This is a genomic window from Photobacterium sp. AWH4_225 (genome assembly GCF_056158405.1).
The window spans coordinates 700,216-726,337 of the sequence record NZ_JBSWTF010000001.1; the positions used below are offsets into that span (position 1 = coordinate 700,216).

The window sequence follows — 26,122 nt, forward strand, 5'->3', positions numbered from 1 at the left end:
GTGAAGGTTCGCGGTTATTAATCACTGATGCGCCTGTGAAATTTAGTTAGAATAAAGGCAATAACGCGTCAGTGTGCGCTGAACTTTTATCTTGAGCATAACAAATGGAAACCGTAATGGAACAGTTTGATGTGGTTGTGGCCGGCGGCGGTATGGTTGGTGCGGCAACAGCAATAGGTTTGGCCCAGCAGGGGTTATCTGTTGCAGTATTGGAAGGGGTACAACCCGCCCCGTTTGAGGTCTCGCAGCCAATGGATTTGCGGGTATCGGCCATCTCTCCGCATTCTGTTTCATTGCTGGAGCGGCTAGGAGCGTGGGAAGCGGTCACTGCTATGCGCCTGTGTCCTTACAAACGCCTTGAAACCTGGGAGCACCCGGAGTGCCGTACCCGCTTTAATGCAGAGCAAATGCACCTTGAACGTCTTGGCTATATTGTCGAAAACCGGGTGATCCAGCTGGCACTGTGGCAGCAGTTCGAGCTTTATCCGAACTTGACGGTGAAATGCCCGGCCCGCATGGTCTCGGCGATTGATAGTGATAATGGCCAGACGATTGTGCTGGAAGACGGCAGCCAAATCCAAGCGACTTTGCTGGTTGGTGCCGATGGTGCGAATTCTAAAGTCCGCCAGCAGGCTGGCATCGGTATCACCGCATGGGATTACCGCCAGCACTGTATGTTGATCAATGTCGAAACCGCCTTGCCACAACAAGATATTACCTGGCAGATGTTCACGCCTCACGGACCTCGCTCATTCCTGCCATTGCCGGGCCATCAGGCCTCATTGGTGTGGTATGACAGCCCATCCCGGATCCAGCAGCTCTCTGCGTTGAGCCCTGAACAATTGGAAGCACAGATCAGTGCCCATTTCCCGGCAGAGCTTGGTGAGTTCAAGGTACTGAACCATGGTCGTTTCCCGCTCACTCGCCGCCATGCCCAGACATATTACAAACCTGGTGTCGTACTGCTGGGTGATGCTGCCCATACGATTAATCCATTGGCAGGACAGGGGGTTAACCTTGGCTTCAAGGATGTCGATGTGTTGTTGCATGAAATCGAGAAAGCAGGACAGGACTGGTCAGAACTACGGGTACTCAAGGGCTATGAACGCCGTCGTCGTCCAGATAACCTCTTGATGCAAAGTGGTATGGACTTTTTCTACACCACGTTCAGTAATGATCTGTTGCCAGTGAAGTTGCTGCGCAATGCTGGGTTGAAGCTGGCCGAACAGGCCGGGCCTATCAAGCAGAAGGTACTGAAATACGCGATGGGGATGTAGTCGGCTTTCTTCGTGAATCAAAAGGCGGCACAAAGAAAAAAGCCGAATGTTTATTGAAAAACATTCGGCTTAACAACCAGAGAGATACGATCATTGAGTTGGTTGTAAAAACTGTTGTCTAACCTTCTGGATATCGATGTATTTCGTTAACCAAGTGCCAGACATAAGAAAACCCACCAAAAGGTGGGTTTCTATATATGGTGCGGAAGGAGAGACTTGAACTCTCACACCTTGCGGCGCCAGAACCTAAATCTGGTGCGTCTACCAATTTCGCCACTTCCGCGTACTTACCGTCTAACTTCATTTTAGCAATGAATCATTAATGACGTTAAGCAAAATATGGCAGGGCTACCTGGATTCGAACCAGGGAATGACGGGATCAAAACCCGTTGCCTTACCGCTTGGCGATAGCCCTGCAGTGGTGCTCATAAGAGCGTGTTAGAGAGGAATGGTGCGGAAGGAGAGACTTGAACTCTCACACCTTGCGGCGCCAGAACCTAAATCTGGTGCGTCTACCAATTTCGCCACTTCCGCATATATTGTAGCTGATCACTCAGCGTTGTCTCTAACATCAAACTGAACATCTAAGATGGTCAATTTAAATAATGGTGCGGAAGGAGAGACTTGAACTCTCACACCTTGCGGCGCCAGAACCTAAATCTGGTGCGTCTACCAATTTCGCCACTTCCGCATACTTACCGAATTATCGCGAGATAACCGTTAAGCTAAATGATGGCAGGTCTACCTGGATTCGAACCAGGGAATGACGGGATCAAAACCCGTTGCCTTACCGCTTGGCGATAGACCTGCAGATGCTCTTTTCAGAGGCTTGAGACCAGAGAGAGAATGGTGCGGAAGGAGAGACTTGAACTCTCACACCTTGCGGCGCCAGAACCTAAATCTGGTGCGTCTACCAATTTCGCCACTTCCGCATTTTTGTGCTGTTGCCAGCTGCTTCTCTGGTTATTTTCAATCTAGTCAAAGACTAAATCGAAGAATGATGGTGCGGAAGGAGAGACTTGAACTCTCACACCTTGCGGCGCCAGAACCTAAATCTGGTGCGTCTACCAATTTCGCCACTTCCGCATTTTTGTGCTGTTGCCAGCTGCTTCTCTGGTTATTTTCAATCTAGTCAAAGACTAAATCGAAGAATGATGGTGCGGAAGGAGAGACTTGAACTCTCACACCTTGCGGCGCCAGAACCTAAATCTGGTGCGTCTACCAATTTCGCCACTTCCGCATACTTACCGAGATATCGTGAGATAACCGTTAAGTGTAATGATGGCAGGTCTACCTGGATTCGAACCAGGGAATGACGGGATCAAAACCCGTTGCCTTACCGCTTGGCGATAGACCTGCAGGTGCTCTTTTCAGAGACTTTTTCTTCATTAAGCCGAAGCTCAATAAAAGAATGATGGTGCGGAAGGAGAGACTTGAACTCTCACACCTTGCGGCGCCAGAACCTAAATCTGGTGCGTCTACCAATTTCGCCACTTCCGCATACTTACCGAATTATCGCGAGATAACCGTTAAGCTAAATGATGGCAGGTCTACCTGGATTCGAACCAGGGAATGACGGGATCAAAACCCGTTGCCTTACCGCTTGGCGATAGACCTACAGATGCTCTTTTCAGAGGCTTGAAGCCAGAGAGAGAATGGTGCGGAAGGAGAGACTTGAACTCTCACACCTTGCGGCGCCAGAACCTAAATCTGGTGCGTCTACCAATTTCGCCACTTCCGCATTTTTGTGCTGTTGCCAGCATGCTTCTCTGGTTATTTTCAATCTAGTCAAAGACTAAATCGAAGAATGATGGTGCGGAAGGAGAGACTTGAACTCTCACACCTTGCGGCGCCAGAACCTAAATCTGGTGCGTCTACCAATTTCGCCACTTCCGCACAAATTGTTTCTCGCCCGAGGGAGAGAATGGTGGCTACGACGGGATTCGAACCTGTGACCCCATCATTATGAGTGATGTGCTCTAACCAACTGAGCTACGTAGCCATCATGTATCATTAGCTATTGCTAATGATTGAAATATGGCAGGTCTACCTGGATTCGAACCAGGGAATGACGGGATCAAAACCCGTTGCCTTACCGCTTGGCGATAGACCTGCAGATGCTCTTTTCAGAGACTTGATACCAGAGAGAATGGTGCGGAAGGAGAGACTTGAACTCTCACACCTTGCGGCGCCAGAACCTAAATCTGGTGCGTCTACCAATTTCGCCACTTCCGCATTTTTGTGCTGTTGCCAGCTGCTTCTCTGGTTATTTTCAACCGAGTCAAAGACTCAATCGAAGAATGATGGTGCGGAAGGAGAGACTTGAACTCTCACACCTTGCGGCGCCAGAACCTAAATCTGGTGCGTCTACCAATTTCGCCACTTCCGCACAAATTGTTTCTCACTTCAAAAGAAGAGAGATGGTGGCTACGACGGGATTCGAACCTGTGACCCCATCATTATGAGTGATGTGCTCTAACCAACTGAGCTACGTAGCCATCATGTATCATCAGCTAATGCTAATGATTGAAATATGGCAGGTCTACCTGGATTCGAACCAGGGAATGACGGGATCAAAACCCGTTGCCTTACCGCTTGGCGATAGACCTGCAGGTGCTCTTTTCAGAGACTTGCTTTCAATTAAGCTCATTAGCTTAATCGAAGAATGATGGTGCGGAAGGAGAGACTTGAACTCTCACACCTTGCGGCGCCAGAACCTAAATCTGGTGCGTCTACCAATTTCGCCACTTCCGCACAAATTGTTTCTCACTTCAAAAGAAGAGAGATGGTGGCTACGACGGGATTCGAACCTGTGACCCCATCATTATGAGTGATGTGCTCTAACCAACTGAGCTACGTAGCCAACATGGGTTGGTGAATATACTAGTAATCAACAACCTTGTAAAGATGGCAGGTCTACCTGGATTCGAACCAGGGAATGACGGGATCAAAACCCGTTGCCTTACCGCTTGGCGATAGACCTGCAGGTGCTCTTTTCAGAGACTTGCATTCAATCAAGCTGTTAAAGCTCAACCGAAGAATAATGGTGCGGAAGGAGAGACTTGAACTCTCACACCTTGCGGCGCCAGAACCTAAATCTGGTGCGTCTACCAATTTCGCCACTTCCGCACAAATTGTTTCTCGCTTCCGAAGAAGAGAGATGGTGGCTACGACGGGATTCGAACCTGTGACCCCATCATTATGAGTGATGTGCTCTAACCAACTGAGCTACGTAGCCAACATGGGTTGCCGACTATACTAGTAATCAACAACCTTGTAAAGATGGCAGGTCTACCTGGATTCGAACCAGGGAATGACGGGATCAAAACCCGTTGCCTTACCGCTTGGCGATAGACCTGCAGGTGCTCTTTTCAGAGACTTGCATTCAATCAAGCTGTTAAAGCTCAACCGAAGAATAATGGTGCGGAAGGAGAGACTTGAACTCTCACACCTTGCGGCGCCAGAACCTAAATCTGGTGCGTCTACCAATTTCGCCACTTCCGCACATTGTATCTCGATTCCGAAGAAAGGAGATGGTGGCTACGACGGGATTCGAACCTGTGACCCCATCATTATGAGTGATGTGCTCTAACCAGCTGAGCTACGTAGCCATCTTGTTGTTTTCCTAGCAGCTTACCTGTCTGGCCGCTGTGTCGGGAACGGGGCGCATTATGCTCATACCAGCCAATAGCGTCAATAGTTTTTTTGAATATCTCGAAAAAACCCGGTTGTTCGGTGCTTATTTGGACGAACTGGGCGTTTGCCGTGCTAAACATCTGCTTTTATGCGTTTTAGCGCGTGTGAGAAGGGTATATCTTTAAGGCGGATTGGGCCGGGGTACTTGCCACCTGGCAGATAAAAAGAAAGCCAGCACAATGGCTGGCTTTTGATAGCAGTAAAAAGCGCTGGGCTATATTAAACGTTGAAGCGGAAGTGAACCACATCACCGTCTTTAACGATGTAGTCTTTACCTTCCAAACGCCATTTGCCCGCTTCTTTCGCGCCGTTCTCGCCGTTGAACTCGATGAAGTTATCGTAACCAACAACTTCTGCACGGATGAAACCTTTTTCAAAGTCAGTGTGGATCTTACCTGCTGCTTGTGGAGCTGTTGCGCCGACAGGGATAGTCCAAGCACGAACTTCCTTCACACCTGCGGTGAAGTAAGTTTGTAGGTTAAGCAGTTCGTAACCAGAGCGGATCACACGGTTAAGACCCGGCTCTTCGATACCCATGTCGGATAGGAACTCTTCACGGTCTGCATCGTCAAGCTCAGCGATTTCAGATTCGATAGCGGCACACACAGGTACCACAACAGCATTTTCTTTTGCCGCGTGCTCGCGAACCATGTCTAGGTATTCGTTATCTTCGAAACCATCTTCGTTCACGTTAGCAATGTACATAGTTGGCTTAAGCGTTAGGAAGTTCAGGTAGCTGATTGCTGCGAACTCTTCCTTGCTAAGCTCAATCGAGCGAGCCATACCACCTTCGGTTAGGGTAGGTAGCATTTTCTCTAGTACGGCGATCTCGAACTTGGCATCTTTGTCACCGCCTTTAGCACGCTTGGCTTGGCGCTGGATAGCACGCTCACAGGTATCAAGGTCAGCCAGAGCAAGCTCAAGGTTGATCACTTCGATATCGTCAAGCGGGTTGATCTTACCTGCTACGTGAATGATGTTTTCGTTTTCGAAACAACGCACAACGTGGCCGATCGCATCGGTTTCACGGATGTTAGCCAGGAACTTGTTACCCAGACCTTCACCTTTAGACGCACCGGCAACCAGGCCTGCGATATCAACGAATTCCATCGTCGTCGGCAGGATACGCTCAGGGTTAACGATCGCTGCCAGGGCATCAAGACGCAGATCCGGCACTGGCACCACGCCTGTGTTTGGTTCGATAGTACAGAACGGGAAGTTAGCTGCCTCGATCCCTGCTTTGGTCAGGGCGTTGAAAAGAGTGGACTTACCTACGTTAGGCAGGCCGACGATTCCGCATTTAAAACCCATGGTTTGAAACCCTTTTGGTAATTGTTCGGTAAAACAGTCCGGCAGACCGGCTGCCGAAAAATAAATTCAGTATTGGCTACACTATTCGGCTTAGACAGCTTTGAATGAATGTAGTCGATTTTGGGCTTTGTTTAAGCCATCTTTGAGCAAAATATCCATGCAACGTACAGCTTCATCAACTGCGGCATCGATATTTTCCTGCTCTTTGGCAGGTGCTTTGCCTAGGACAAAGCCAGCTACCTTGTTCTTGTCGCCCGGATGGCCGATGCCAACCCGCAGGCGGTAGAAATCTTTGTTGTTGCCCATCTTGCTGATGATATCACGCAGGCCGTTGTGGCCACCGTGGCCACCACCTTTCTTGAACTTGGCGACGCCCGGAGGCAGGTCAAGTTCGTCGTGGGCAACCATGATCTCTTCTGGCTTGATCTGGAAGAATTTCGCCAGTGCAGCTACCGATTTACCCGAGAGGTTCATGTAGGTAGATGGGATCAACAAGCGAAGATCCTGGCCATTGGTCTGGATCCGGCCGGTTTGGCCAAAGTACTTGGCTTCCTCGCGAAGACTGACATTGTGTATACGGGCCAGCTCTTCTACCACCCAGGCACCGGCATTATGACGGGTCCTGGCATATTCGGCACCGGGGTTTGCTAGGCCAACAAGTAGGCGAATATCGTTACTCACACTGATCTCTCAAGTCTAGGGGCTGTAAAATCGCGCGCTATGTTATATCAAAATAGGCAAAATTGATATCTAAACGAAAAATGCCCCGCACATGGCAGGGCATTTAGCTATGGGGGAGGTCGCTGATAGAAACTCGTTACTGCTCTACTCGCTCAAGAGTGACGGTTTCGTAACTAATTGGCTCCAATGTTGGGTGGTTCGCTTTGATGTAATTAATCACGGCTTGGGCATCGGTATTGCAACTAAAGGACGAGTCATCACAGTCGATGCTTTGATCTTTGTAGATGACTTTGTATTTACCATTGTCATCTTCCTCAATGCGCTCGACAGCAAATGCGGTCAATTGGCCATTCACATAGGCAAGGTCAATCCGGCCGGAGCTCGTTTTCTGGGCTTCAAACAATGGTGTCCAGCCATCGTTGCCAGTTGCATTGTAGTTGTTCATCGCAACGTTGTAGGTGGTGTCGTCCTGCAATGGTGCCCAGTCCGGGGCATCGAGAGACCCTTCGTTAACCTCGATTGACGTTAATGTGCCGTCGATACCCGCATTGTCTTCTGTGAAGGTGTAACGCAGGTTACCGCCGTAAGGGAATTTACCTGCGTGAGAGCCTGCAGGCAGGGTTGCGCTGACAGTGCTGGTGATTAGCTCTTTGATGACCGAGCCTTCTAGCGGCACGATAGACATGAAATTGGAAAATGGCAGTAGCTCGAGTGAGATGTTGCCTTCACGCAGATCACCCGCAGCAATATCGGTTCTTACGCCACCGGCACCGACAAGTGAGAAGTCAGCTTCAATCCCTGCAATGCTACTGACTTCTGTGGTTGCAGCCCAGTAATATTGACCTGCTGCAACGATTGGGGCTACATCTGAGCCATGTTTGTCGAAACCGTTGTCACCTGGGCGGCGTTCGTGTTTGATTTCGCTAGGGGCTGTTGAAATGATTTCGCCGTAGGCTGCATCCACTGCTGGTTTGTAGTGGGTATCAATATGCTGGCGTAGTTTTTCGTGTTCATCGACAACGGCAATATTTTCTTGACCGTCGATAAAGCTTACGACACTTGCGGTTTCTTGTTCACTGAACTTATTGCTCTCCTCCCGGGCCGGTGAATCGTAGAACTCATCGTTACTCAGCAGGGTGTTGTTACCATTACAGCGGGTGATAGCGCCTTGTCCATTGAAGGCAACGGTTGTTTTGCCGATAGCCTGGGCATATTCACCAGCTTGAACCACGCAGGTCAGGCCTTTCCCGTCAGGGTTGGTGACAATTTCGGCGTAAGTGCCGTTGTTGGCCATTCCTAGATTGGTGAAGTCGCCAAGCAGTGTATGGGAGTGGCCACCTACAATCAGATCGATGCCATTTACTTGAGATGCAACATCTAGATCAACCGCGTTACCGATATGGGTAACGGCAATTATTTTGTTTATCCCCTTGGCGTGGAGCATATCAACGGTTGCCTGAGCTGATTGCACCATATCTTTGAAAATAATATCGCCAGTATTTGGTGCGATATTAGGCATATCATCAAGCACTAAGCCAAAAACAGCAGCAATATGTTTATCTGTCGGCAGGTTATCAAGATCTGTTACCACTTCTTTCGTATTACCGTCAAAAGCATAAACCATATAAGGCTTGAGGTTTGTTTGATCCTTTAGATCGGCATCATTACTGGTATCGATGTTTGCAGCAAGTACCGGAAAGTTGATGGAATCGATAAAGTCATTCAATTTTTGGTTATCAAGATCGAATTCGTGGTTACCCAGTGCCATTGCATCCAGGCCCATCTGACTCAGAATATCTGCATTCATTTTGCCTTCGTTCAATTTGAAGTAAGCACTGCCTTGCCAAGCATCACCACCATGCAGGAATAGAATGCTGTCATTGTTTTCAGTGGCTTCGGCCTTGTAGTTGTTAACCTCAGTGAGCAGACGAGGGTGGCCGCCAAATTCGTTATAAACCTTGGTTTTAGCAACTTTGAAGCTGGATTTTACCGGGTCAAAACTTGAGTGGGTGTCGTTTACATGAGCAATGGTTAAATCAAAAGGGGTATCTAGAAGTGTTTTATTGTCTGAGCTACTTGAGTTACAGCCTGCTAAGGCTAAACCGACCGATAACACAATGAGTGGTTTAGTAAATTTCATGTTTTGTCTCTTGTTGTAGGTATATGTCACAGAGGTGCTGGAATATATACAACAGGCGAGCAAAATTTTGTGATCTGTAGTTGAGTTAGAACTCTAACTAATTTACCTAAATTAATTTTTGAAGGTCGGGTAGCAAAATCAACACATTTTGTATTATTTCTTATAGGTTTATCTTTCTCTTGTGGATAAAAAAACGCCCCGCACATGGCGGGGCGCTGGATCTCTTTGGCTGTCCAGAATTAGTGCTGGAACATCGCCGAGATTGATTCTTCGTTGCTGATGCGACGGATAGCTTCAGCAAGCATGCCAGATAGGGTTAGCACCGATACACGGCCAGTATCTTGGATTTCCTGAGTTAGAGGAATTGAGTCAGTTACGATAACTTCGTCAATCACAGACTCACGGATGTTCTGTGGCGCACTGCCAGAGAATACTGGGTGAGTGGCGTAAGCGAATACACGCTTGGCACCGCGCTCTTTTAGCGCTTCAGCCGCTTTACATAGCGTACCGCCAGTATCGATCATGTCATCAACGATGATGCAGTCGCGGCCTTCAACGTCACCGATCAGGTGCATAACCTGAGAAACGTTGGCGCGTGGGCGACGCTTGTCGATGATAGCGATATCAGTGTCGTCTAGTAGTTTCGCGATAGCGCGAGCACGAACAACACCACCGATGTCTGGAGAAACAACCACTGGATCTTCCAGGTTCTTCGCTAGCATGTCTTCTAGTAGTACTGGGCTACCGAACACGTTGTCTACAGGAACATCGAAGAAGCCCTGGATTTGCTCAGCGTGAAGGTCAACAGTCAGAACGCGGTCAACACCAACGTTTGACAGGAAGTCGGCAACGACTTTAGCCGTGATTGGCACACGGGCAGAACGGACGCGGCGGTCTTGGCGAGCATAACCGAAGTAAGGGATTACAGCGGTGATACGGCCTGCAGAAGCACGGCGTAGCGCATCGATCATAACAACCAGTTCCATTAGGTTGTCATTGGTTGGCGCACAAGTAGATTGAATGATAAATACGTCGCTACCACGAACGTTTTCATTAATCTGAACACAGACTTCACCGTCGGAAAAACGGTTAACTGTTGCGTCTCCTAGAGAAATGTAAAGACGGTCAGCAATGCGTTGGGCTAGTTCTGGTGTCGCGTTACCAGCAAACAGCTTCATATCAGGCACGGTGGAAACCTCAGGTTGCGTCCAAGTTGTAGTTACTGACAATCCGTAGAATGTGCGTTCAAGGCTGTCAAAAGGGGAGATGTGTTGACACCTTTTGCGACAAATCCTTGGAGCCAGTCAGGTAATTTATTCAGGGTTGCAATGGCCGCTTCATGGGTGCTAAATTCAGCAAACACGCAAGCGCCAGTGCCGGTCAATCTCGACGGCGCGTATTCTAACAGCCACGAAAGCGCCTTATCAACCTCAGGGTGCAGTGATCTGACGATTTTTTCGCAATCGTTTTCGTAAACCCCTGCCAACAGTGCACTTAAAGACCGTTTTTTGCTGTCCCTTTTTAGCCCCGGATGGGTGAAAATATCAACCGTAGCAATATTTACCTCTGGTTTGACAACCAGATACCACTTTTCTTCCGGCTCGGCAGGTTGTAATTGCTCACCGACACCCTCGGCAAACGCACTGACTCCACGGACAAACACCGGTACATCGGCACCGAGTGCCAAGCCCAGCTCGGCCAACTCATCGACGCTGAGGTTTGTCTGCCAAAGGTAGTTGAGGGCTACCAGGGTAGTCGCGGCATCGGAAGAGCCACCGCCAAGGCCGCCGCCCATCGGCAGGATCTTGTTGATGTGGATGTCGGCCCCGGCCTGGATCCCGGCTTTCTGGCGCAGCATATCGGCGGCGCGGTAGATCAGGTTGTCTTCGGTTTTCACTCCGTCGATGGCGGGCGTCAGGGTAATTTGATCGCTGCTGTTTGCTGTGATGGTCAGGGTATCGCTGTGATCAAGAAACTGAAACAGGGTTTGCAGCTCGTGGTAGCCGTCCGCGCGGCGGCCGGTGATATAGAGGAACAGGTTCAGTTTGGCCGGTGCCGGCCATTCGGTGGTGCGGGTGATCATAGCGTACTCTAGTTAATGGTCCATTGATGGATGATAAGGGTAATGCTGGTGCCGGCCGAGCTCAATACCATGCGCTTAGGTAGGGCTGGGCTTACCGAGTAGTCATACTCGTTGTAATCAAGCTGCCACAGTTTGTCATCGACACGTTTGGCTAGGTAACCCACCCGGTTTTCGTTGTTGAGCTGGTAGGTATCTGCTGCTGTCGGCAAGCCAATCAGCCAATCACGCATCTGCTCTACTGGCAAATTGATACCGGTCAGGCTGGATACCAACGCGCTGGCATTGGTGCCTTGGTGAGTTTTGCCATTGTTGTCAACCAGGGTCACGCGGCTAGGAGTCGCATCGAGCTTTAGTAACGTTGAGCCAAGGAAGTTGGTTAGTAGCAGGTGATCACTGTTTGCCGTGGTTTCCCAGATCAGATTGGCCCCAAAACGCTGCTGGCCTTTATAACCCAGCTTTCCTTTAGCCTGGTAGCCTGAGAGTGCTTCAAGGGCTTGCTCATGGCTTTCCCAGTCCGTTTCGGTTGTCTGTGGAGGCTGGGTCGCACAACCTGCAAGCAATGAGATGATAAGGGCAAACCAAGGTGCTTTACGGGGAATGCGGGCAAAAGGATGGCGGGCATGTCGCAATAATGACATCATCGTTATCACTTTTTTATTGAGTATTGTTGCCAAACAATAGCGGTAAAATCTTAATATTTCCAACTCCTTCTCTCGGAAAAAGGAAGGTTGATATCACTCTTTTTTCCTATCCTATGAATAATTGAATGCTAATTTATGTGGGTTATTGCCATGTAGATTCGATCTGCGTTCTTTAATTAAGCGGGGGCATCAAGTAAAATCCGCCCTTACATCATATTTCATCGGCGAAGTGGTACACCGTCTCCATGACATTGCTTGCACTAGGAATAAACCATAAAACAGCCTCGGTAGACTTGCGTGAACGGGTTGCGTTTTCGCCAGAAAAGATGAAGCAGGCCTTAGCTCAACTGGAGGATCATCCCGAGATTCACAGTGGGGTGATCGTCTCGACCTGCAACCGTACAGAGCTGTATTGCGATGTGGCGCAGCAAGGCCCCGGGCTCATGATTGACTGGTTGAGTAAGTTCCATCAGATCAGCACCGAAGAGCTGATGCCAAGCCTGTATTTCCATGAGGAGCAGGCTGCTGTACGTCATCTGATGCGGGTTTCATGTGGACTTGATTCGCTGGTATTGGGCGAACCGCAGATCCTCGGCCAGGTTAAGCAGTCTTATTCCGACTCCCGTGATAACCAAGTTATCCAGGGAATGTTGGAAAAACTGTTTCATAAAACGTTCACCGTGGCGAAACGGGTGCGTACTGAGACTGATATCGGCGGTAACGCGGTATCGGTGGCTTTTGCCGCCTGTACATTGGCAAAGCAGATCTTCGAATCGCTCGAGGAAGCGACGGTGTTGCTGGTTGGCGCCGGGGAAACCATCGAACTGGTTGCCCGTCATTTGGTCGAACAGGGCTGTAACCGACTGATTGTCGCCAACCGGACCAAAGAGCGGGCCGAAAACTTGGCTCAGGAGTTCGGGGCGGAAGTGATCAGCTTGCCAGAAATCCCAGAGCACCTGCACCGGGCTGATATTGTGATCAGCTCGACGGCCAGTCCGCTGCCGATCATCGGCAAGGGCATGGTCGAGAAAGCCATCAAGGCACGACGTCATCAACCTATGCTGCTGGTCGATATTGCGGTACCGCGAGATATCGAGCAGGAAGTCGGGGAGCTCAGCGACGCTTATCTTTATTCGGTCGATGATTTGCACAGCATTGTTGAGAAAAACCGTGAACAGCGTAAAGTGGCGGCGATACAGGCTGAAGCGATTGTCAGCGAGGAGAGTGCGGCATTCATGAGTTGGATCCGCTCGCTGGAAGCGGTGGACAGTATTCGCCAATACCGTTGCCAGGCAGAAGATCTGAAGTCAGATTTACTCACTCGCAGTTTGCAGGCGCTGGCCAATGGCAGCGATCCTGAAAAAGTGTTGGTCGAGCTCAGCAATAAGCTGACCAACAAACTTATCCATGCGCCTACCCGCGCGATGCAGCAGGCCGCCAAAGATGGCGAGCCGGAAAAGCTGGCGGTGATCCGCGAGACACTAGGGCTAGATACCGCAAAGAATTAATCCTGGCAGGGAAACCTTCCCTGCCTTTAGTGGAATACAGTAGAAACCTATATGAAACCTTCAATTTTAGTGAAATTAGAAACGCTGGTTGAGCGTTATGAAGAAGTCCAGCATTTGCTAGGTGATCCAGAAGTTATTGGTAACCAGGACAAGTTCCGTGCGCTTTCCCGTGAATATTCACAGCTGGAGGAAGTAACCCAATGCTTCCAGGCCTACCAGCAAGCCAAAGAAGATTTGGCAACTGCTGAAGAGATGGCTAATGAAGACGATCCTGAAATGCGCGAGATGGCGCAGGAAGAAGTCAAGGAAGCAAAAGCGGAGATCATCCGTCTTGAAGATGAACTTCAGGTTCTGCTGATCCCGAAAGATCCAAACGACGAGCGCAACTGCTTCGTTGAAATCCGTGCCGGTGCTGGTGGTGATGAAGCGGGCATCTTTGCAGGTGATCTGTTCCGTATGTACAGCAAATACGCAGAATCACGCGGCTGGCGCGTTGAAGTGATGAGTGCCAACGATGCTGAGCACGGTGGCTACAAGGAAATGATCGCCAAAATCAGCGGCGAAGCGGTATACGGTACCCTGAAGTTTGAGTCAGGTGGTCACCGTGTTCAGCGTGTACCTGCGACTGAATCTCAGGGCCGTGTCCACACCTCAGCCTGTACGGTTGCGGTACTGCCGGAGATCCCTGAAGCGGAAATCCCAGAAATCAATGCTGGCGATCTGAAAATCGATACTTTCCGTGCATCGGGTGCCGGTGGTCAGCACGTTAACACCACGGATTCTGCTATTCGTATTACCCACTTGCCAACAGGCATCGTGGTTGAGTGTCAGGACGAGCGTTCACAGCACAAGAACAAGGCGAAAGCGATGTCTGTGCTGGCAGCCCGTATTATCCAGGCTGAAGAAGAGAAGCGCCATGCCGAAGAGGCAAGCACCCGCCGTAATCTCCTTGGTTCGGGTGACCGTTCAGACCGTATCCGTACCTACAACTACCCGCAGGGCCGTGTTTCTGATCACCGTATCAACCTGACTATCTACCGTCTGAACGAAGTGATGGAAGGCGATATGAACAGCTTGATCCAGCCGGTTCTGCAAGAGCACCAGGCCGATCAGCTAGCAGCTATGGCTGAGCAGAACTAATGACCCTGTCGATAGACGCCCAGCTTAAGCTGGCGGCTAAGGCATTGAGTGATGCGGGCTCGGACAGCCCGCATATCGATGCCGCCGTTTTGTTGTGCCATGTCCTCGATAAGCCCCGCAGTTACCTGCTAACTTGGCCGGAAAAAGAATTGGATGCTGCCCAGCAAGCAGCCTTTGAGTCTGTGATGGCAAGACGCCTGACCGGTGAGCCGGTGGCATATATTGTCGGCGAGCGAGAGTTTTGGTCGCTGCCACTAAAAGTGGCACCCCACACTCTGATCCCGCGTCCGGATACCGAAAGGTTGGTGGAGCTGGCTCTGGAAAAGCTGCCTGCCGATGCCTGCAAGGTACTGGATCTGGGCACTGGAACAGGTGCCATTGCGCTGGCAATTGCTTCTGAGCGACGCGATATTGCCGTTACTGGTATAGATCTGCGCCCCGAAGCTGCTGCGCTTGCCGAGGAAAACCGTACCAACCTGCATATTGCCAATGCACGCTTTCTTTCTGGTAGCTGGTACAGCCCGCTGACAGAGCAAGAGCGTTTTGCGGTGATTGTCAGTAACCCACCATACATCGACAAAGCCGATCCTCACCTTGAACAGGGTGATGTCCGGTTTGAGCCTAAGAGTGCCTTGGTCGCTGAGGATCACGGTTTGGCTGATATCCAAGTGATCAGCGAACAGGGTCGCCAACACCTTGAATCAGGCGGTTGGCTGTTAATGGAGCACGGTTACGAGCAAGGTTCGGCTGTACGTGGTATTTTAGACACGCTGGGTTACCATGAGGTTTCCACAGCACAGGATTATGCCGGCCTGGATCGTGTGACCATGGGCCGCTGGCAAGGATAGAGAGATAACAACAATGTATACCGCTGTAAAACACCTACATATGCTGGCTATCGCGCTGAGCGTGACTTTGTTTATCTTGCGTTACTGCTTGATGATGGCCAACTCGTCATTGAACGAGAAAAAGTTTCTGAAAATCACACCCCATGTGGTGGATACCGTGTTATTGCTTACCGGTGTGACCCTGATTTTCATAACCGGTTTCGTGCCGTTTACGGCAGCTGGTGGCTGGATGACGCAGAAGCTTAGCTGCGTACTGGCCTATATTGCGCTTGGCTATTTTACCCTCAAGATGGGCTCTAACAAGGTCTTCAAGACCTTTGCCTTCTTCGGCTCGCTGGGCTGGGTAATGGCCGCCGCCAAAATAGCAATGACCAAAACCTCTTTCCTAGGATAACCATGTTACGCTTTACCGAACAAGAACTGGAGCAGATGCCGCTGGTGGATGGCGCGGTTGCGATGACAGAAGCGGTGGATCCGCGTTTCCCTGCTGGCTGGGTCAGCATCCAGTTGGAACGTCTTGCCCAGGAGGCCGAGCAGGCCTTGATGGATGAGCCCGATAGCTACTTGCGTCTTGAGGGCTTGATCCGCCTGTTTTACCGCGAGTGGGGCTTTATTGGCGATCACGAGCAATACTTTTCATCCGACAACGTCTTCCTCGACAAAGTGCTAGAGCGCAAGAAAGGGATCCCGGTGTCTTTAGGCGCCCTGTTCCTGTTTTTGGCACAGCGTCTGGATCTGCCGGTTAGCGCCGTGGCATTCCCGACCCAGTTTGTCCTTAAGGTAGAGTGGTACGGCAGCGAACCTCAGTTTATCAACCCGTTTGATGGTGAGTATCTGAGCAAGCATGTTATGGCAGCCTGGCTGAAAGGCCACAAAGGCCCGTTTACCGAGCTGCGCAGCGAACACTTTGCAACAGCCGGTAACTATGATGTGCTGGCACGCTGGTTGACTGTGATGAAAAGCGCATTGCTGCGCGAAGGATTGTTTGCCGAAGCGTTGCACTGCAGCGATGTTGTGTTGGGAGCTTTCCGTCCTGGCGACCCGCACGAAATCCGTGATCGCGGCTATATTTATCAGCAGCTAGAGTGTGGCCATGCCGCTGCCCTGGATTACGAATATTTTATCGAGCAATGCCCTGAAGACCCAGCCGCCGAGTTGCTGAAGCTTCAGGTCAAAGAACTCAACAAAGAGCCGTTAACCCTGCATTAATTGCTGTGGGGCTTTGGCTAACAAAAATTGAAGAGAGAAGATGATGGAACAGAAAGTTGTTCGCGTTGGCGATATCGATGTTGCCAATGATAAGCCGTTTGTCCTATTCGGTGGTATGAACGTGCTGGAATCACGTGATCTGGCGATGCAGATCTGTGAAAAGTACGTTGAAGTGACAGACAAGCTAGGCATTCCTTATGTCTTCAAGGCATCTTTCGATAAGGCTAACCGCTCTTCTGTGCATTCGTACCGTGGTCCGGGTATGGAAGAAGGTCTGAAGATTTTCCAAGAGCTGAAAGATACCTTCGGCGTGAAAATCATCACTGATATCCACGAGCAGTACCAGGCCCAGCCAGTTGCTGATGTGGTTGACGTTATCCAGTTGCCTGCCTTCCTTGCTCGCCAGACTGATCTGGTTCAGGCAATGGCGAAAACCGGTGCGGTGATCAACGTGAAGAAACCTCAGTTCATGAGCCCGGGCCAAGTAGGTAACATCGTTGAAAAATTCGCAGAGTGCGACAACGAAAATATCATCTTGTGTGAGCGCGGTGTGCTGCACGGCTATGACAACCTGGTGGTTGATATGCTGGGCTTCGACGTAATGAAAAAGGCGTCTAAAGGCAGCCCGATCATCTTTGATGTGACCCACGCCCTACAGTGCCGTGATCCAAACGGTGCCGCTTCTGGTGGTCGCCGTGAGCAAACTGTTGATTTGGCACGCTCTGGTCTGGCAACTAAGATTGCAGGCCTGTTCATGGAAGCGCACCCGAATCCGGATCAGGCTCGCTGTGACGGCCCATCGGCTTTCCCACTGGACAAGCTAGAGCCATTCCTAGCGCAGTTGAAGCAGCTTGATGACCTAGTCAAAGGCTTCGAAGAGATCGAAATCAAGTAACAAATCATATTGTTGCTTGTTAGTAAAAAGGCGATACCTTTCGGTATCGCCTTTTTTATTGCTGTCGCTTTAGCGTAATGAGCTGTTCGCTTACAACTTGAAGCGGCTGATTTCCTGCTGTAGCTGGAATGATAGCTCAGATAGCTCAGCGGCTTGCTTGGCTGCCTCGCTGGCTTCTACTGCCAGTTCGTTGGACACATCACGGATCCCTTCGGTATTGCGGGTAATCTCTGATGTTACCGAGGACTGCTCTTCTGCAGCCGAGGCGATCTGGGTAGCCATATCACTGATGTTGGTCACCGCACTGTTGATCTGAGACAGGCTGGCCGAGGCCGAGTTGGCATCATCGACACTGGTTTCCGCCAGCTTGCGGCTGTCTTCCATGATCCCGACGGCTTTGCCTGTGGTCTGCTGCAGGGTTTCGATCATCTGTTGGATTTCCTGCGTCGAGGCATGGGTACGCTGGCTCAGTACGCGGACTTCATCGGCAACCACGGCAAAGCCACGGCCTTGCTCGCCGGCACGGGCTGCTTCGATCGCAGCATTGAGTGCAAGCAGGTTGGTTTGCTCGGCAATTCCCTGGATCGTAGATAGAATAGTATTGATGCTCTGGGCGTGGCTGTTCAGCTCGCTGATCACACCTGTCGCCGTATCAACTTCAGTCGCTAGGCTAGTAATAGAGTGCTGGCTCTGGCCGACCTGAGTTGCACCGTGATCAGAAACCTCGACAGTTTCACCGGCAGTACGGGCTGTGTTGTCGGCATTGCCGGCAATTTCCTGGGTTGCAGCAGCCATTTCGTTGATGGCTGTTGCCACCATATTGATCTCGTCCTGCTGGTGCTGGATACGGGTGCTGCGCTCTTCAGCTTGAGAAGCGGTAACATGCGCCTGTTGGGTCAGCGAGTTCGAGACATCATTCAGCTTGCACACCATGGCATGCATATTGCCGACGAAGCGGTTGAAGTTATGGGCAAGCTGGCCCACTTCATCGTCACTACGAGGTTCCAAGCGCTGGGTCAGATCACCTTCACCGGTGGCAATTTCTGCCAGGGCTTCAGAGACTCGGGCCAGATCGCGGAACAGGTATCCTACTAGTGTGGCTGAAATTGCTACCACAATCAGGGTGATCACAATGGAAGTGATGATCAGCTGGCGTAGTAGGGTGGTGTGGCTTGCTTCTTCGGTAGCACGATCCATCTCTAGGCCCAGTACCCAGTCTGTTCCTGGTACTGTAGCAAAGTAGAACAGCTTCTCTTTACCGTCGATAGTGGCCATTTCAATACTGCCAGTGCGAGCGGCTTCATCGATCTGCGCCATATTAAGTTCACTGCTGAAGCGGTTGATTGGCTGGAGGATCAAAGACTCGTCAGGGTGGGCAAGAAAAGTGTTGTCTTGTTTGTTGATCAGCATGGCGTAGGCATTTTTACCCGCATCCAGGCTAATAACATCATTTACCAGCTGGTCAATCAGTACGTCGGCACCGACAACACCTTGCAGGCTGCCGTTTTTGCGGACTGGTTCGGCAATGGTGATCAGCAATGCGTTGGTGATGGCATCACGGTAGGCGGTGGTGACGATTTGGCGGTTGGCACTTACGGCATCTTGGTACCACGGACGGGTACGCGGGTCGTAGTCGGCACGGTTACGCTCTGGATGAGAGCGGAACATACCACCGGCCGGCGTACCAAAGAAAATATCATCGAAACCGCCAGCTTTTCGTGCCATCTGCAAGTAAGGCACCGTGTTTTCTTCGCTGCTGTAGTCATTGAACGAGCTGGCGATATCACGGCGGATCTGCACCCAATCGGCAATGCCTTCATTGGCAGCGTGGGCAATACTCTCGGCACGGGCATAAATGCCCTGACGGGTTTGATCAAAGAGTTGGTCGGCGGCAAGCCAAGTCAATGCCGTTGCCATAATCACAACAGCAAAAAGGCTGGCGCCAATGAGTTTCTGTTTCAAGGTTAGCGTCATTGTCTTTTTCTCAACAACAGGTGGGGGAGGTGTCTGCGCAGCGGATTCTATAGCGATTTTCTGCCTGTTGCACGGAAAAGTGGCCTTGGTCGAAAAAAAAACAACCTGATGATTTTTCATGACTTTTGGTTGACGAAAATAAGGTTGTTTTCGCCAATATATTGACGCCTTATTGGTAGGTGATATGCGCGTTGTTACATTAATACCTGATAAGTTTATTGTGCTGGCGGTGATGATTATTTTAGATGTTTAGACGTCTAGATGTTGACGCGGCCATTAACAACACTTAGTCTAGGCGCAATTTCTAAAATAGATGTCCTGTAGTCATCATGTCGAACAATACACAACAACATTCTAGCGAGCCGACTCCTTCCGCGTTGGCATTACTCCCTTTGGGGATCTTCTTGGCTTTGTTTATCGGTGTCGGTACTTACCTGACCATGCAAGGCGTTGATTTTGCTTTCTACCAATTGCCAGCGCCAGTCGCTGCGTTGCCTGCGGTGATTGCAGCCATCCTGCTGAGTAAGGAAAAGCTCAACAAGGCGATTGAGCAGTTCCTGCGTGGGGTAGGCCATAGCGATATTATTGCTATGTGTATGATTTACCTATTGGCGGGTGCTTTTGCTTCGGTTGCCAAAGCCACAGGTGGCGTGGATGCCACGGTGAATCTTGGCTTGTCTATGCTACCTGCCAGCATGATCCTGCCGGGCATCTTTGTGATTTCTGCCTTTATTGCAACCGCTATGGGCACTTCAATGGGCACCATTGCGGCAGTGGCACCGGTTGCCTTGGGTATCGCCCAAACTGCCGGTATGGATGTAGCACTGACCGCCGGTGTGGTACTGAGCGGTGCGATGTTCGGTGATAACCTATCGATTATCTCGGATACCACGATTGCCTCGACCCGCTCGCAGGGTTGTCAGATGAAAGACAAGTTCCGCGAAAATATCCGTATTGCCCTACCTGCGGCAATTGCCGCGATTCTGTTGTTCCTATTCAGCAGCACGCCGACTGAAGTACCAGCGACCACAGATGTTGAGTGGCTGAAAGTACTGCCTTATATCGCTATTTTGGTATTGGCGGTGTCTGGTTTGAATGTTTTCGTGGTGTTGAGCATCGGTATCTTACTGGCGGGTGGTATCGGCCTGTTCGGCACGCCTGATTACAGTCTGTCGACCTACGGCCAGGATATCTATGCCGGTTTCGGTAATATGCAGGAGATTTTCCTGCTGTCGATGCTGATCGGCGGCATGGGCGAGCTGATGCGCCGTCAGGGTGGCCTGGCTTACCTGACACAACTGATCAGCAAGGTGATCCGAGTATTCAGCAAGCAGCATTCAAAAGATCAGAACCTGCGTGCTAGCGAGTTGGGTATTGCCGGTCTGGTCGGTCTGACCAACTGCTGTACAGCGAATAATACGGTGGCAATTATCGTCTCTGGTGGTGTGGCGCGTGAACTGGCGGAAGAGAATGGTGTCACACCACGTCGCTCGGCAAGTTTGCTCGATATCTTCTCTTGTGTGGTACAGGGTGTGCTGCCTTACGGTGCTCAGGCACTATTGCTGGGCTCGGTCTTCGGCCTGTCGCCACTTGAGGTGGTGAGCCATTCCTACTATTGTTTCTTCTTGGCATTTGCTGCCATTGCGGCGATTTTTATCAAGCATCCAGCGCGCAAACTAGCAACGGCTTGATAGTAGCAAGACAAGATTCGAAAAACCGAAAATGATATCAGAAGCCTCACGCCAGTGAGGCTTTTTTTTGCTTGTTATCTCATCGTTATGAAAATGCGAAGCCAGTATAGTGATCTAGTCAACATAATGATGAAAACCATACAACAGCGTTCACTAAATAACTTAAACTGACGCTTGTCAATTCTAGTAAAATCACATAATTAGGTTAAGGTGACCCCCAATGAAGGAACGCTTTTTCACCAAAGCGGCATTAACTGCTGCGATTCTGGCCTCTCTGGCAGGCTGCGCGAGCCAATCTGAAACCACAGCGCCATCTTGGCAGGCTGATCAAACGTATAAGCTAACCATTCTCCATACCAACGATCACCACGGTCGTTTCTGGCATAACTCTTATGGCGAATACGGCATGGCGGCACGTAAGACGCTGTTGGATCAGATCCGTGCGGAGGTTGCAGCAGAGGGCGGTACGACCTTGTTGCTTTCTGGTGGTGATATCAATACCGGTGTGCCTGAGTCTGATCTGCAAGACGCTGAGCCGGACTTCAAGGGCATGAACATGCTGGGTTACGATGCAATGGCATTGGGTAACCACGAGTTCGATAACCCGCTGGAAGTGTTGCGCAAGCAGGAAGAGTGGGCTGAGTTCCCGATGCTGTCTGCCAACATCTACGACAAGGAAACCGGTGAGCGTCTATTCCAGCCATACCAGATCTTCGAGCAGCAAGGCATCAAGATTGCGGTTGTCGGCCTGACAACAGAAGATACGGCGAAGATCGGTAACCCGGAATATATTGGTGGCGTTGACTTCCGTGATCCTAAGGATGAAGCCAAGAAGGTGATCGAGCAGCTGAAGGAAACGGAAAATCCTGACGTGATCATTGCGGCAACCCACATGGGTCACTACGCGAATGGTAACAACGGCATCAATGCGCCGGGTGATGTGGCTCTTGCCCGTTACTTGCCTGCCGGTGAGCTGGATATGATTGTCGGTGGTCACTCCCAGGAGCCGGTGTGCATGGAAGGCCCTAACATGTACAACAAGAACTTCAACCCGGGTGACGACTGTCAGCCTGATCAGCAAAACGGCACCTGGATAGTCCAGGCCCATGAGTGGGGCAAATATGTTGGCCGTGCTGATTTTGAGTTCCAGAACGGTGAACTACAGATGGTTAGCTATGATCTGATCCCGGTTAACCTGAAGAAGAAAGTGAAAATGGCTGATGGTTCTAAACAGCGTGTGTTCATCCAGGACGAGATTGCCCAGAATGCCGAAGTGAAGGCCTTCCTACAGCCATTCCAGGAGCGCGGTCAGGAGCAGCTGAATATCAAGATCGCCGAGTCGAACGGTAAGCTTGAGGGTGACCGTAATGTGGTTCGCTTCCAGCAGACTAACCTAGGTCGTTTGATTGCTGCCTCTCATATGCAGCGCGCTAAGGCTGACTTTGCTGTCATGAACTCGGGCGGTGTCCGCGACTCAATTGCTGGTGGTGATATCACTTACAAGGATGTGCTGACAGTTCAGCCATTTGGCAATATCGTGACTTACACCGATATGACAGGTAGCGAAGTGATGGACTACCTGAATGTGGTTGCGACCAAGCCGGTTGACTCTGGTGCCTATGCCCAGTTCTACGGTATTTCAATGACCGTTGCTAACGGTAAAGTGAGCGATGTGAAGATCGGTGGTAAGCCAATGAGCTTGACTGACACATACCGTTTCACCGTACCGAGCTTCAACGCGGCAGGTGGTGATGGTTATCCTAAGATCACTGAACACTCAGGCCACGTGAATACTGGTTTTGTTGATGCAGAAGTACTGAAGGAATTCCTGCAGACCAACAGCCCAATAGACGTCAATGCATTCGCACCAAAAGGTGAGATGGTTTACCGCTAACTATCGCGTTTAGTGGTTATGAACAAAGCCCTGCACATGCAGGGCTTTTTAATGGCTCCAATTTAGCCAAAGCGTCTTTTTTCTTTTGGCATCAACTGTGTTGGGCTATAGTGGCTGTCGTTAATTGGAAACGGAACCGGAGCGGCTATGACACCTGCTATCAATCTTGCCAAGAAAAAGAAAATCGCCCACACCATCCATCAGTACAAGCATGATCCGGCCAATACCAACTTTGGCCTGGAGGCGGCAGAGGTGCTGGGGCAGGATCCGAATCAGGTGTTCAAAACTTTGCTGTTTGCACTCAATGGCGACCCGAAAAAACTGGCGGTGGCGATCGTACCCGTCGCGGGCTTGCTTGATCTGAAAGCGGCGGCGAAGGCGGCGGGTGCCAAGAAAGCCGATATGGCCGATCCCCAAATCGCAGAGAAAACCACGGGCTATATTGTCGGTGGTATTAGCCCTCTGGGACAGAAGAAGCGCCTACCGACTTTTCTTGATGCTTCAGCCCAGCAGTACGAGACCATCTGTGTCAGTGCCGGGCGACGGGGCTTGGAAATCGAGTTGGCGCCTGCTGATCTGCTCACTTTGACCGGCGGGCAGTTTGCTCCAATAGCAAAGTTATAGCTTTGAATAACCTAGCTTTCAATAATCCAGCTTGCCATAACCCAGATTTAAGCCCTGCCTTATCAATATCTTGTTTTCACTAAAGGGGAGTCATGCAAAACATCAATTTGAATTTGCTGCGTACCCTTCAGGTATTGCTGGAAGAGTCGCATGTCAGCCGGACGGCAGATCGCTTGTGTGTGACCCAATCAGCTGTTAGCCGCCAGCTGACCCAGCTGCGTGAGCTGTTCGGTGATCCTTTGCTGATAAGAGAGGGTAACCGCTTGTTGCCGACTCCTAAGGCGCAGCAGCTCAAGGACAAGGTCGACAAAATCCTTGCCAGTTGTCAGGGGCTTCTGGACGAGCCAGATTTCGCACCACAGCATTGGACTGGGCCGATGATCTTGGCCTCATCCGATTATGTCGCCCAGTACATCTTGCCCGATATTGTTGAGCGGGTGCAGCAACAGGCACCGGGGGCCAATATCAGCTATCGTTTGTGGTCGCCGGAATACTTATCCTATTTGGCTGACCTTGATATCCAGCTGGTGTCCACCATGCTGCCGCAAATCCCTGAAGGCTTGTGTGGTGCCCACATCGGATCGGATTTTCCGGTGTGTACAATGCACGATCAGCACCCTTTGGCCAAGCAATCTTCTTTGTCATTAAAGCAGCTTGTTGAATACCCTCATATGCGGGTCTCGGCCGGGGGCGATAAAGACAGTTTTGTCGAGCGGGAGCTAAAAGCGCAGGGACTAAACCGTGATGTGCAGTTTTCTGTTCCGTTCTTCAGTGCGGCTTTCCAGACTTTGGTTCGTACTGATATGTTGATGGTGCTGCCGGAGCACATTGCCCACAATATGCAGGCTTTGCTGCCGATCACCTACAAAGCCCTTCCTATCCCAAAGCCGAAGCATAGCTATTGGCTGATTTGGCATCCCCGTTATGAAAATGACCCAGCCCATCGCTGGTTCCGTGAGGAAGTGCTAACAGTGATGAGAGACTCGATGTATTCGATTTAGGGCTTTATTTAGAGGCTCATACTCGTTTAGAGGCTTCTACTCGTGGAATAATACTTAGCTATGATTTCAAGTCATAGCCAAGATGATTTCTTTTGATTTCCTCGCATAGCCTTCACTTGCTACATTGCATAAAACAGACACAATTAGCTCTAGCGGATAGGAACTAACAATGACATTCAGTATTTGGCTTTCGTTACTCATGATATGTATGCTCGGGGCAATGTCACCGGGCCCTAGCTTGGCCGTTGTTGCCAAGCACAGTTTGGCGGGCGGCCGTCTGCACGGTGTTGTGACGTCTTGGGCACATGCCGCGGGTGTTGGGGTTTATGCCTTGGTGACCTTGCTGGGCCTGGCGGTGGTACTCAAGCAATCACCGACCCTGTTTAATGTCATTACCTATGCGGGGGCAGCTTACCTTGCATATCTTGGGGTCAATGCCTTGCGCTCGAAAGGCGGCGTCGCGGCAAAGTTGGCGGCGGGTCAATCAACCAGCTTGGTTGAAGCCGCTCGTGATGGCGCGATGATTTCACTGCTGAACCCAAAATTGGCGTTGTTTTTCCTAGCACTGTTTAGCCAGTTTGTCGCGGTCGGTACAGAATTCAGCAGCCGGGCGATTATAGTGGCAACGCCTCTGCTGGTGGATGGTCTGTGGTACACCTTGATTGCTTTCGTGCTGTCGAACCCGAAAGTGTTGGAAAAACTGCGGACCAAGGCACAGTTGATCGATAGGCTATCTGGCGTGGTGCTTATCTTGCTTGCAATGCGGGTGATTATCCAAGCGTAATGCAGGTAGGAAAATACCAATGAATTAAACGCAAAAAGGAGCCTCAGGCTCCTTTTTTCATGTGTGATTGATAGCTAAAGCCAGGTTTAGCCTTGTCGTTTGCTGTGGCGCTCGCGGTTTTCCAGCTTGCGCTCAGGGCTCTTCTTCAGCATCACATAGAGCGCACCGTTGCCGCCGTGCTGGCGCAGCGCGGAGTGGTAGCACATCACATCGGAAATCTGCTCCAGCCAGGTTGCGACGTAGCTTTTCATCATTGCCGGCGGGTTGGACTTTTCACCTTTGCCATGGACGATAATCACAGTGCGGATATCCATCCGCTGGCATTGGCGGAGGAACTTGACTACTTCGTCACGGGCGTCTTTCAGGGTTTTGCGGTGCAGATCCAACCGGGCATGGATATCGTACTTACCTAAGCGGAGCTTGCGGAATACGCCTTCCTGAACACCATCACGTTTGAATGCCAGCATATCATCTGGCTTGACCATCTTGGCGTAATCCAGAGACAGGTATTCAGGATCGCCGTCGGACAGGGTCTGTGCTGCCAGGCGTCTTGCGAGTTGGGCTTCGGTAACTTGGTGTTTGTGGGCGACTTCGACTTTGTCCTGTTTGATAGGAGCGACATCAGCCATCATCTCTCGGAAGAGATCTAATTCATCGTTCTCAGACATGGTGTTTCAGGGTTGAAGGCATATATGTCCGATTATATACCCAAGTCTCTTTAAGTT

20 protein-coding genes and 27 tRNA genes are annotated in these 26,122 nt (G+C 50.6%); 12 read left to right on the forward strand and 35 right to left on the reverse strand.

Annotation, left to right across the window (positions count from 1 at the left end):
- Positions 1-116 precede the first annotated feature (116 nt).
- On the forward strand, positions 117-1,277 hold the full coding sequence (locus tag ACXAD4_RS03555; RefSeq protein ID WP_475238758.1) for a 2-octaprenyl-3-methyl-6-methoxy-1,4-benzoquinol hydroxylase: 1,161 nt from the start codon (positions 117-119) through the stop codon (positions 1,275-1,277).
- A 198-nt stretch (positions 1,278-1,475) separates the two neighbouring features.
- Here ACXAD4_RS03555 and ACXAD4_RS03560 read toward each other — a convergent pair.
- The 33 genes from ACXAD4_RS03560 to lolB all read right to left on the reverse strand — a co-directional run bounded on the left by ACXAD4_RS03560 (position 1,476) and on the right by lolB (position 11,829).
- Positions 1,476-1,560: transfer RNA gene (locus ACXAD4_RS03560), tRNA-Leu, on the reverse strand.
- A gap of 57 nt (positions 1,561-1,617) precedes the next feature.
- Positions 1,618-1,692: transfer RNA gene (locus ACXAD4_RS03565), tRNA-Gln, on the reverse strand.
- Between the two features lie 34 nt (positions 1,693-1,726).
- Positions 1,727-1,811: transfer RNA gene (locus ACXAD4_RS03570), tRNA-Leu, on the reverse strand.
- Positions 1,812-1,883: 72 nt separating this feature from the next.
- Positions 1,884-1,968, reverse strand: a tRNA-Leu gene (locus tag ACXAD4_RS03575).
- Positions 1,969-2,010: 42 nt separating this feature from the next.
- A tRNA-Gln gene (locus tag ACXAD4_RS03580) sits at positions 2,011-2,085 on the reverse strand.
- Between the two features lie 39 nt (positions 2,086-2,124).
- Positions 2,125-2,209 (reverse strand) — tRNA-Leu (locus ACXAD4_RS03585).
- Positions 2,210-2,278: 69 nt separating this feature from the next.
- Positions 2,279-2,363 (reverse strand) — tRNA-Leu (locus ACXAD4_RS03590).
- Positions 2,364-2,432: 69 nt separating this feature from the next.
- Positions 2,433-2,517: transfer RNA gene (locus tag ACXAD4_RS03595), tRNA-Leu, on the reverse strand.
- A gap of 42 nt (positions 2,518-2,559) precedes the next feature.
- Positions 2,560-2,634, reverse strand: a tRNA-Gln gene (locus ACXAD4_RS03600).
- A 58-nt stretch (positions 2,635-2,692) separates the two neighbouring features.
- Positions 2,693-2,777 (reverse strand) — tRNA-Leu (locus ACXAD4_RS03605).
- Between the two features lie 42 nt (positions 2,778-2,819).
- Positions 2,820-2,894 (reverse strand) — tRNA-Gln (locus ACXAD4_RS03610).
- Between the two features lie 39 nt (positions 2,895-2,933).
- Positions 2,934-3,018, reverse strand: a tRNA-Leu gene (locus ACXAD4_RS03615).
- Positions 3,019-3,088: 70 nt separating this feature from the next.
- Positions 3,089-3,173: transfer RNA gene (locus ACXAD4_RS03620), tRNA-Leu, on the reverse strand.
- Positions 3,174-3,202: 29 nt separating this feature from the next.
- Positions 3,203-3,279: transfer RNA gene (locus ACXAD4_RS03625), tRNA-Met, on the reverse strand.
- A 36-nt stretch (positions 3,280-3,315) separates the two neighbouring features.
- Positions 3,316-3,390, reverse strand: a tRNA-Gln gene (locus ACXAD4_RS03630).
- Positions 3,391-3,427: 37 nt separating this feature from the next.
- Positions 3,428-3,512: transfer RNA gene (locus tag ACXAD4_RS03635), tRNA-Leu, on the reverse strand.
- 69 nt (positions 3,513-3,581) lie between these two features.
- A tRNA-Leu gene (locus ACXAD4_RS03640) sits at positions 3,582-3,666 on the reverse strand.
- 32 nt (positions 3,667-3,698) lie between these two features.
- Positions 3,699-3,775, reverse strand: a tRNA-Met gene (locus tag ACXAD4_RS03645).
- Between the two features lie 36 nt (positions 3,776-3,811).
- Positions 3,812-3,886 (reverse strand) — tRNA-Gln (locus tag ACXAD4_RS03650).
- A 60-nt stretch (positions 3,887-3,946) separates the two neighbouring features.
- Positions 3,947-4,031 (reverse strand) — tRNA-Leu (locus ACXAD4_RS03655).
- A gap of 32 nt (positions 4,032-4,063) precedes the next feature.
- A tRNA-Met gene (locus tag ACXAD4_RS03660) sits at positions 4,064-4,140 on the reverse strand.
- Between the two features lie 45 nt (positions 4,141-4,185).
- A tRNA-Gln gene (locus tag ACXAD4_RS03665) sits at positions 4,186-4,260 on the reverse strand.
- Between the two features lie 61 nt (positions 4,261-4,321).
- Positions 4,322-4,406, reverse strand: a tRNA-Leu gene (locus ACXAD4_RS03670).
- A 32-nt stretch (positions 4,407-4,438) separates the two neighbouring features.
- Positions 4,439-4,515: transfer RNA gene (locus ACXAD4_RS03675), tRNA-Met, on the reverse strand.
- Between the two features lie 45 nt (positions 4,516-4,560).
- Positions 4,561-4,635 (reverse strand) — tRNA-Gln (locus ACXAD4_RS03680).
- A 61-nt stretch (positions 4,636-4,696) separates the two neighbouring features.
- A tRNA-Leu gene (locus tag ACXAD4_RS03685) sits at positions 4,697-4,781 on the reverse strand.
- A gap of 30 nt (positions 4,782-4,811) precedes the next feature.
- Positions 4,812-4,888 (reverse strand) — tRNA-Met (locus tag ACXAD4_RS03690).
- Positions 4,889-5,192: 304 nt separating this feature from the next.
- On the reverse strand, positions 5,193-6,284 hold the full coding sequence (gene ychF / locus ACXAD4_RS03695) for a redox-regulated ATPase YchF (RefSeq protein WP_107300566.1): 1,092 nt from the start codon (positions 6,282-6,284) through the stop codon (positions 5,193-5,195).
- A gap of 90 nt (positions 6,285-6,374) precedes the next feature.
- Complete coding sequence (gene pth / locus ACXAD4_RS03700) at positions 6,375-6,965, reverse strand: aminoacyl-tRNA hydrolase (protein ID WP_317525284.1); 591 nt, start codon at positions 6,963-6,965, stop codon at positions 6,375-6,377.
- A 136-nt stretch (positions 6,966-7,101) separates the two neighbouring features.
- Entirely contained in the window at positions 7,102-9,105 is a 2,004-nt protein-coding gene (locus ACXAD4_RS03705; RefSeq protein ID WP_475238760.1) for a bifunctional metallophosphatase/5'-nucleotidase, read from the reverse strand.
- A gap of 239 nt (positions 9,106-9,344) precedes the next feature.
- A complete protein-coding gene (locus tag ACXAD4_RS03710; protein ID WP_146157111.1) occupies positions 9,345-10,292 on the reverse strand; it encodes a ribose-phosphate pyrophosphokinase in 948 nt (315 codons plus the stop codon).
- A 32-nt stretch (positions 10,293-10,324) separates the two neighbouring features.
- The gene (ispE, locus tag ACXAD4_RS03715; RefSeq protein ID WP_475238762.1) at positions 10,325-11,188 is read right to left on the reverse strand and encodes a 4-(cytidine 5'-diphospho)-2-C-methyl-D-erythritol kinase; all 864 of its coding nucleotides are present in this window, start codon (positions 11,186-11,188) and stop codon (positions 10,325-10,327) included.
- An 8-nt stretch (positions 11,189-11,196) separates the two neighbouring features.
- A complete protein-coding gene (gene lolB / locus ACXAD4_RS03720; RefSeq protein ID WP_475238764.1) occupies positions 11,197-11,829 on the reverse strand; it encodes a lipoprotein insertase outer membrane protein LolB in 633 nt (210 codons plus the stop codon).
- A 245-nt stretch (positions 11,830-12,074) separates the two neighbouring features.
- On the opposite strand from lolB, the gene hemA reads away from it, so the two are divergent.
- Genes hemA through kdsA form a run of 6 tightly spaced genes read left to right on the forward strand, consistent with a single transcriptional unit; the run spans position 12,075 to position 17,429 of the window.
- Complete coding sequence (gene hemA, locus ACXAD4_RS03725) at positions 12,075-13,337, forward strand: glutamyl-tRNA reductase (protein ID WP_475238766.1); 1,263 nt, start codon at positions 12,075-12,077, stop codon at positions 13,335-13,337.
- Between the two features lie 51 nt (positions 13,338-13,388).
- Entirely contained in the window at positions 13,389-14,477 is a 1,089-nt protein-coding gene (gene prfA, locus ACXAD4_RS03730) for a peptide chain release factor 1 (protein ID WP_317525278.1), read from the forward strand.
- On the forward strand, positions 14,477-15,325 hold the full coding sequence (gene prmC, locus ACXAD4_RS03735) for a peptide chain release factor N(5)-glutamine methyltransferase (protein WP_475238768.1): 849 nt from the start codon (positions 14,477-14,479) through the stop codon (positions 15,323-15,325). The genes prfA and prmC overlap by 1 nt, the downstream gene beginning before the upstream one ends.
- A gap of 13 nt (positions 15,326-15,338) precedes the next feature.
- Entirely contained in the window at positions 15,339-15,719 is a 381-nt protein-coding gene (locus ACXAD4_RS03740) for a SirB2 family protein (RefSeq protein WP_475238769.1), read from the forward strand.
- Between the two features lie 2 nt (positions 15,720-15,721).
- A complete protein-coding gene (locus ACXAD4_RS03745) occupies positions 15,722-16,534 on the forward strand; it encodes a SirB1 family protein (RefSeq protein WP_475238771.1) in 813 nt (270 codons plus the stop codon).
- Between the two features lie 40 nt (positions 16,535-16,574).
- On the forward strand, positions 16,575-17,429 hold the full coding sequence (gene kdsA / locus ACXAD4_RS03750; RefSeq protein ID WP_317525274.1) for a 3-deoxy-8-phosphooctulonate synthase: 855 nt from the start codon (positions 16,575-16,577) through the stop codon (positions 17,427-17,429).
- A 90-nt stretch (positions 17,430-17,519) separates the two neighbouring features.
- Here kdsA and ACXAD4_RS03755 read toward each other — a convergent pair whose 3' ends face one another.
- On the reverse strand, positions 17,520-19,403 hold the full coding sequence (locus ACXAD4_RS03755; RefSeq protein WP_475238774.1) for a methyl-accepting chemotaxis protein: 1,884 nt from the start codon (positions 19,401-19,403) through the stop codon (positions 17,520-17,522).
- A 329-nt stretch (positions 19,404-19,732) separates the two neighbouring features.
- Here ACXAD4_RS03755 and ACXAD4_RS03760 point away from each other — a divergent pair, with 329 nt between their 5' ends.
- From ACXAD4_RS03760 to ACXAD4_RS03780, 5 genes are all read left to right on the forward strand, one after another.
- Positions 19,733-21,094 (forward strand): Na+/H+ antiporter NhaC family protein, encoded by a 1,362-nt coding sequence (locus ACXAD4_RS03760; RefSeq protein WP_475238777.1) that lies wholly within the window; start codon positions 19,733-19,735, stop codon positions 21,092-21,094.
- 220 nt (positions 21,095-21,314) lie between these two features.
- Positions 21,315-22,988, forward strand: a complete 1,674-nt coding sequence (gene ushA, locus ACXAD4_RS03765) for a bifunctional UDP-sugar hydrolase/5'-nucleotidase UshA (RefSeq protein ID WP_475238780.1) — start codon at positions 21,315-21,317, stop codon at positions 22,986-22,988.
- Positions 22,989-23,135: 147 nt separating this feature from the next.
- Positions 23,136-23,612 carry a Cys-tRNA(Pro) deacylase gene (gene ybaK, locus ACXAD4_RS03770; RefSeq protein ID WP_475238783.1) on the forward strand — a complete coding sequence of 159 codons (477 nt, stop codon included), beginning with the start codon at positions 23,136-23,138 and terminating at the stop codon, positions 23,610-23,612.
- Positions 23,613-23,704: 92 nt separating this feature from the next.
- Positions 23,705-24,613, forward strand: a complete 909-nt coding sequence (locus tag ACXAD4_RS03775) for a LysR family transcriptional regulator (RefSeq protein WP_475238785.1) — start codon at positions 23,705-23,707, stop codon at positions 24,611-24,613.
- A gap of 169 nt (positions 24,614-24,782) precedes the next feature.
- Positions 24,783-25,397 carry a LysE family translocator gene (locus tag ACXAD4_RS03780; RefSeq protein WP_475238787.1) on the forward strand — a complete coding sequence of 205 codons (615 nt, stop codon included), beginning with the start codon at positions 24,783-24,785 and terminating at the stop codon, positions 25,395-25,397.
- Positions 25,398-25,483: 86 nt separating this feature from the next.
- Here ACXAD4_RS03780 and smrA read toward each other — a convergent pair whose 3' ends face one another.
- Entirely contained in the window at positions 25,484-26,065 is a 582-nt protein-coding gene (gene smrA, locus ACXAD4_RS03785) for a DNA endonuclease SmrA (RefSeq protein WP_475238789.1), read from the reverse strand.
- Positions 26,066-26,122: the final 57 nt, after the last annotated feature.

Bases quoted from the DNA above. Each gene is read 5' to 3' on its own strand.
- ACXAD4_RS03555 (WP_475238758.1), top strand. From the start codon at position 117: ATGGAACAGTTTGATGTGGTTGTGGCCGGCGGCGGTATGGTTGGTGCG.
- ychF (WP_107300566.1), bottom strand. From the start codon at position 6,284: ATGGGTTTTAAATGCGGAATCGTCGGCCTGCCTAACGTAGGTAAGTCC.
- ACXAD4_RS03705 (WP_475238760.1), bottom strand. From the start codon at position 9,105: ATGAAATTTACTAAACCACTCATTGTGTTATCGGTCGGTTTAGCCTTA.
- ispE (WP_475238762.1), bottom strand. From the start codon at position 11,188: ATGATCACCCGCACCACCGAATGGCCGGCACCGGCCAAACTGAACCTG.
- lolB (WP_475238764.1), bottom strand. From the start codon at position 11,829: ATGATGTCATTATTGCGACATGCCCGCCATCCTTTTGCCCGCATTCCC.
- hemA (WP_475238766.1), top strand. From the start codon at position 12,075: ATGACATTGCTTGCACTAGGAATAAACCATAAAACAGCCTCGGTAGAC.
- prfA (WP_317525278.1), top strand. From the start codon at position 13,389: ATGAAACCTTCAATTTTAGTGAAATTAGAAACGCTGGTTGAGCGTTAT.
- prmC (WP_475238768.1), top strand. From the start codon at position 14,477: ATGACCCTGTCGATAGACGCCCAGCTTAAGCTGGCGGCTAAGGCATTG.
- ACXAD4_RS03740 (WP_475238769.1), top strand. From the start codon at position 15,339: ATGTATACCGCTGTAAAACACCTACATATGCTGGCTATCGCGCTGAGC.
- ACXAD4_RS03745 (WP_475238771.1), top strand. From the start codon at position 15,722: ATGTTACGCTTTACCGAACAAGAACTGGAGCAGATGCCGCTGGTGGAT.
- kdsA (WP_317525274.1), top strand. From the start codon at position 16,575: ATGATGGAACAGAAAGTTGTTCGCGTTGGCGATATCGATGTTGCCAAT.
- ACXAD4_RS03755 (WP_475238774.1), bottom strand. From the start codon at position 19,403: ATGACGCTAACCTTGAAACAGAAACTCATTGGCGCCAGCCTTTTTGCT.
- ACXAD4_RS03760 (WP_475238777.1), top strand. From the start codon at position 19,733: ATGTCGAACAATACACAACAACATTCTAGCGAGCCGACTCCTTCCGCG.
- ushA (WP_475238780.1), top strand. From the start codon at position 21,315: ATGAAGGAACGCTTTTTCACCAAAGCGGCATTAACTGCTGCGATTCTG.
- ybaK (WP_475238783.1), top strand. From the start codon at position 23,136: ATGACACCTGCTATCAATCTTGCCAAGAAAAAGAAAATCGCCCACACC.
- ACXAD4_RS03775 (WP_475238785.1), top strand. From the start codon at position 23,705: ATGCAAAACATCAATTTGAATTTGCTGCGTACCCTTCAGGTATTGCTG.
- ACXAD4_RS03780 (WP_475238787.1), top strand. From the start codon at position 24,783: ATGACATTCAGTATTTGGCTTTCGTTACTCATGATATGTATGCTCGGG.
- smrA (WP_475238789.1), bottom strand. From the start codon at position 26,065: ATGTCTGAGAACGATGAATTAGATCTCTTCCGAGAGATGATGGCTGAT.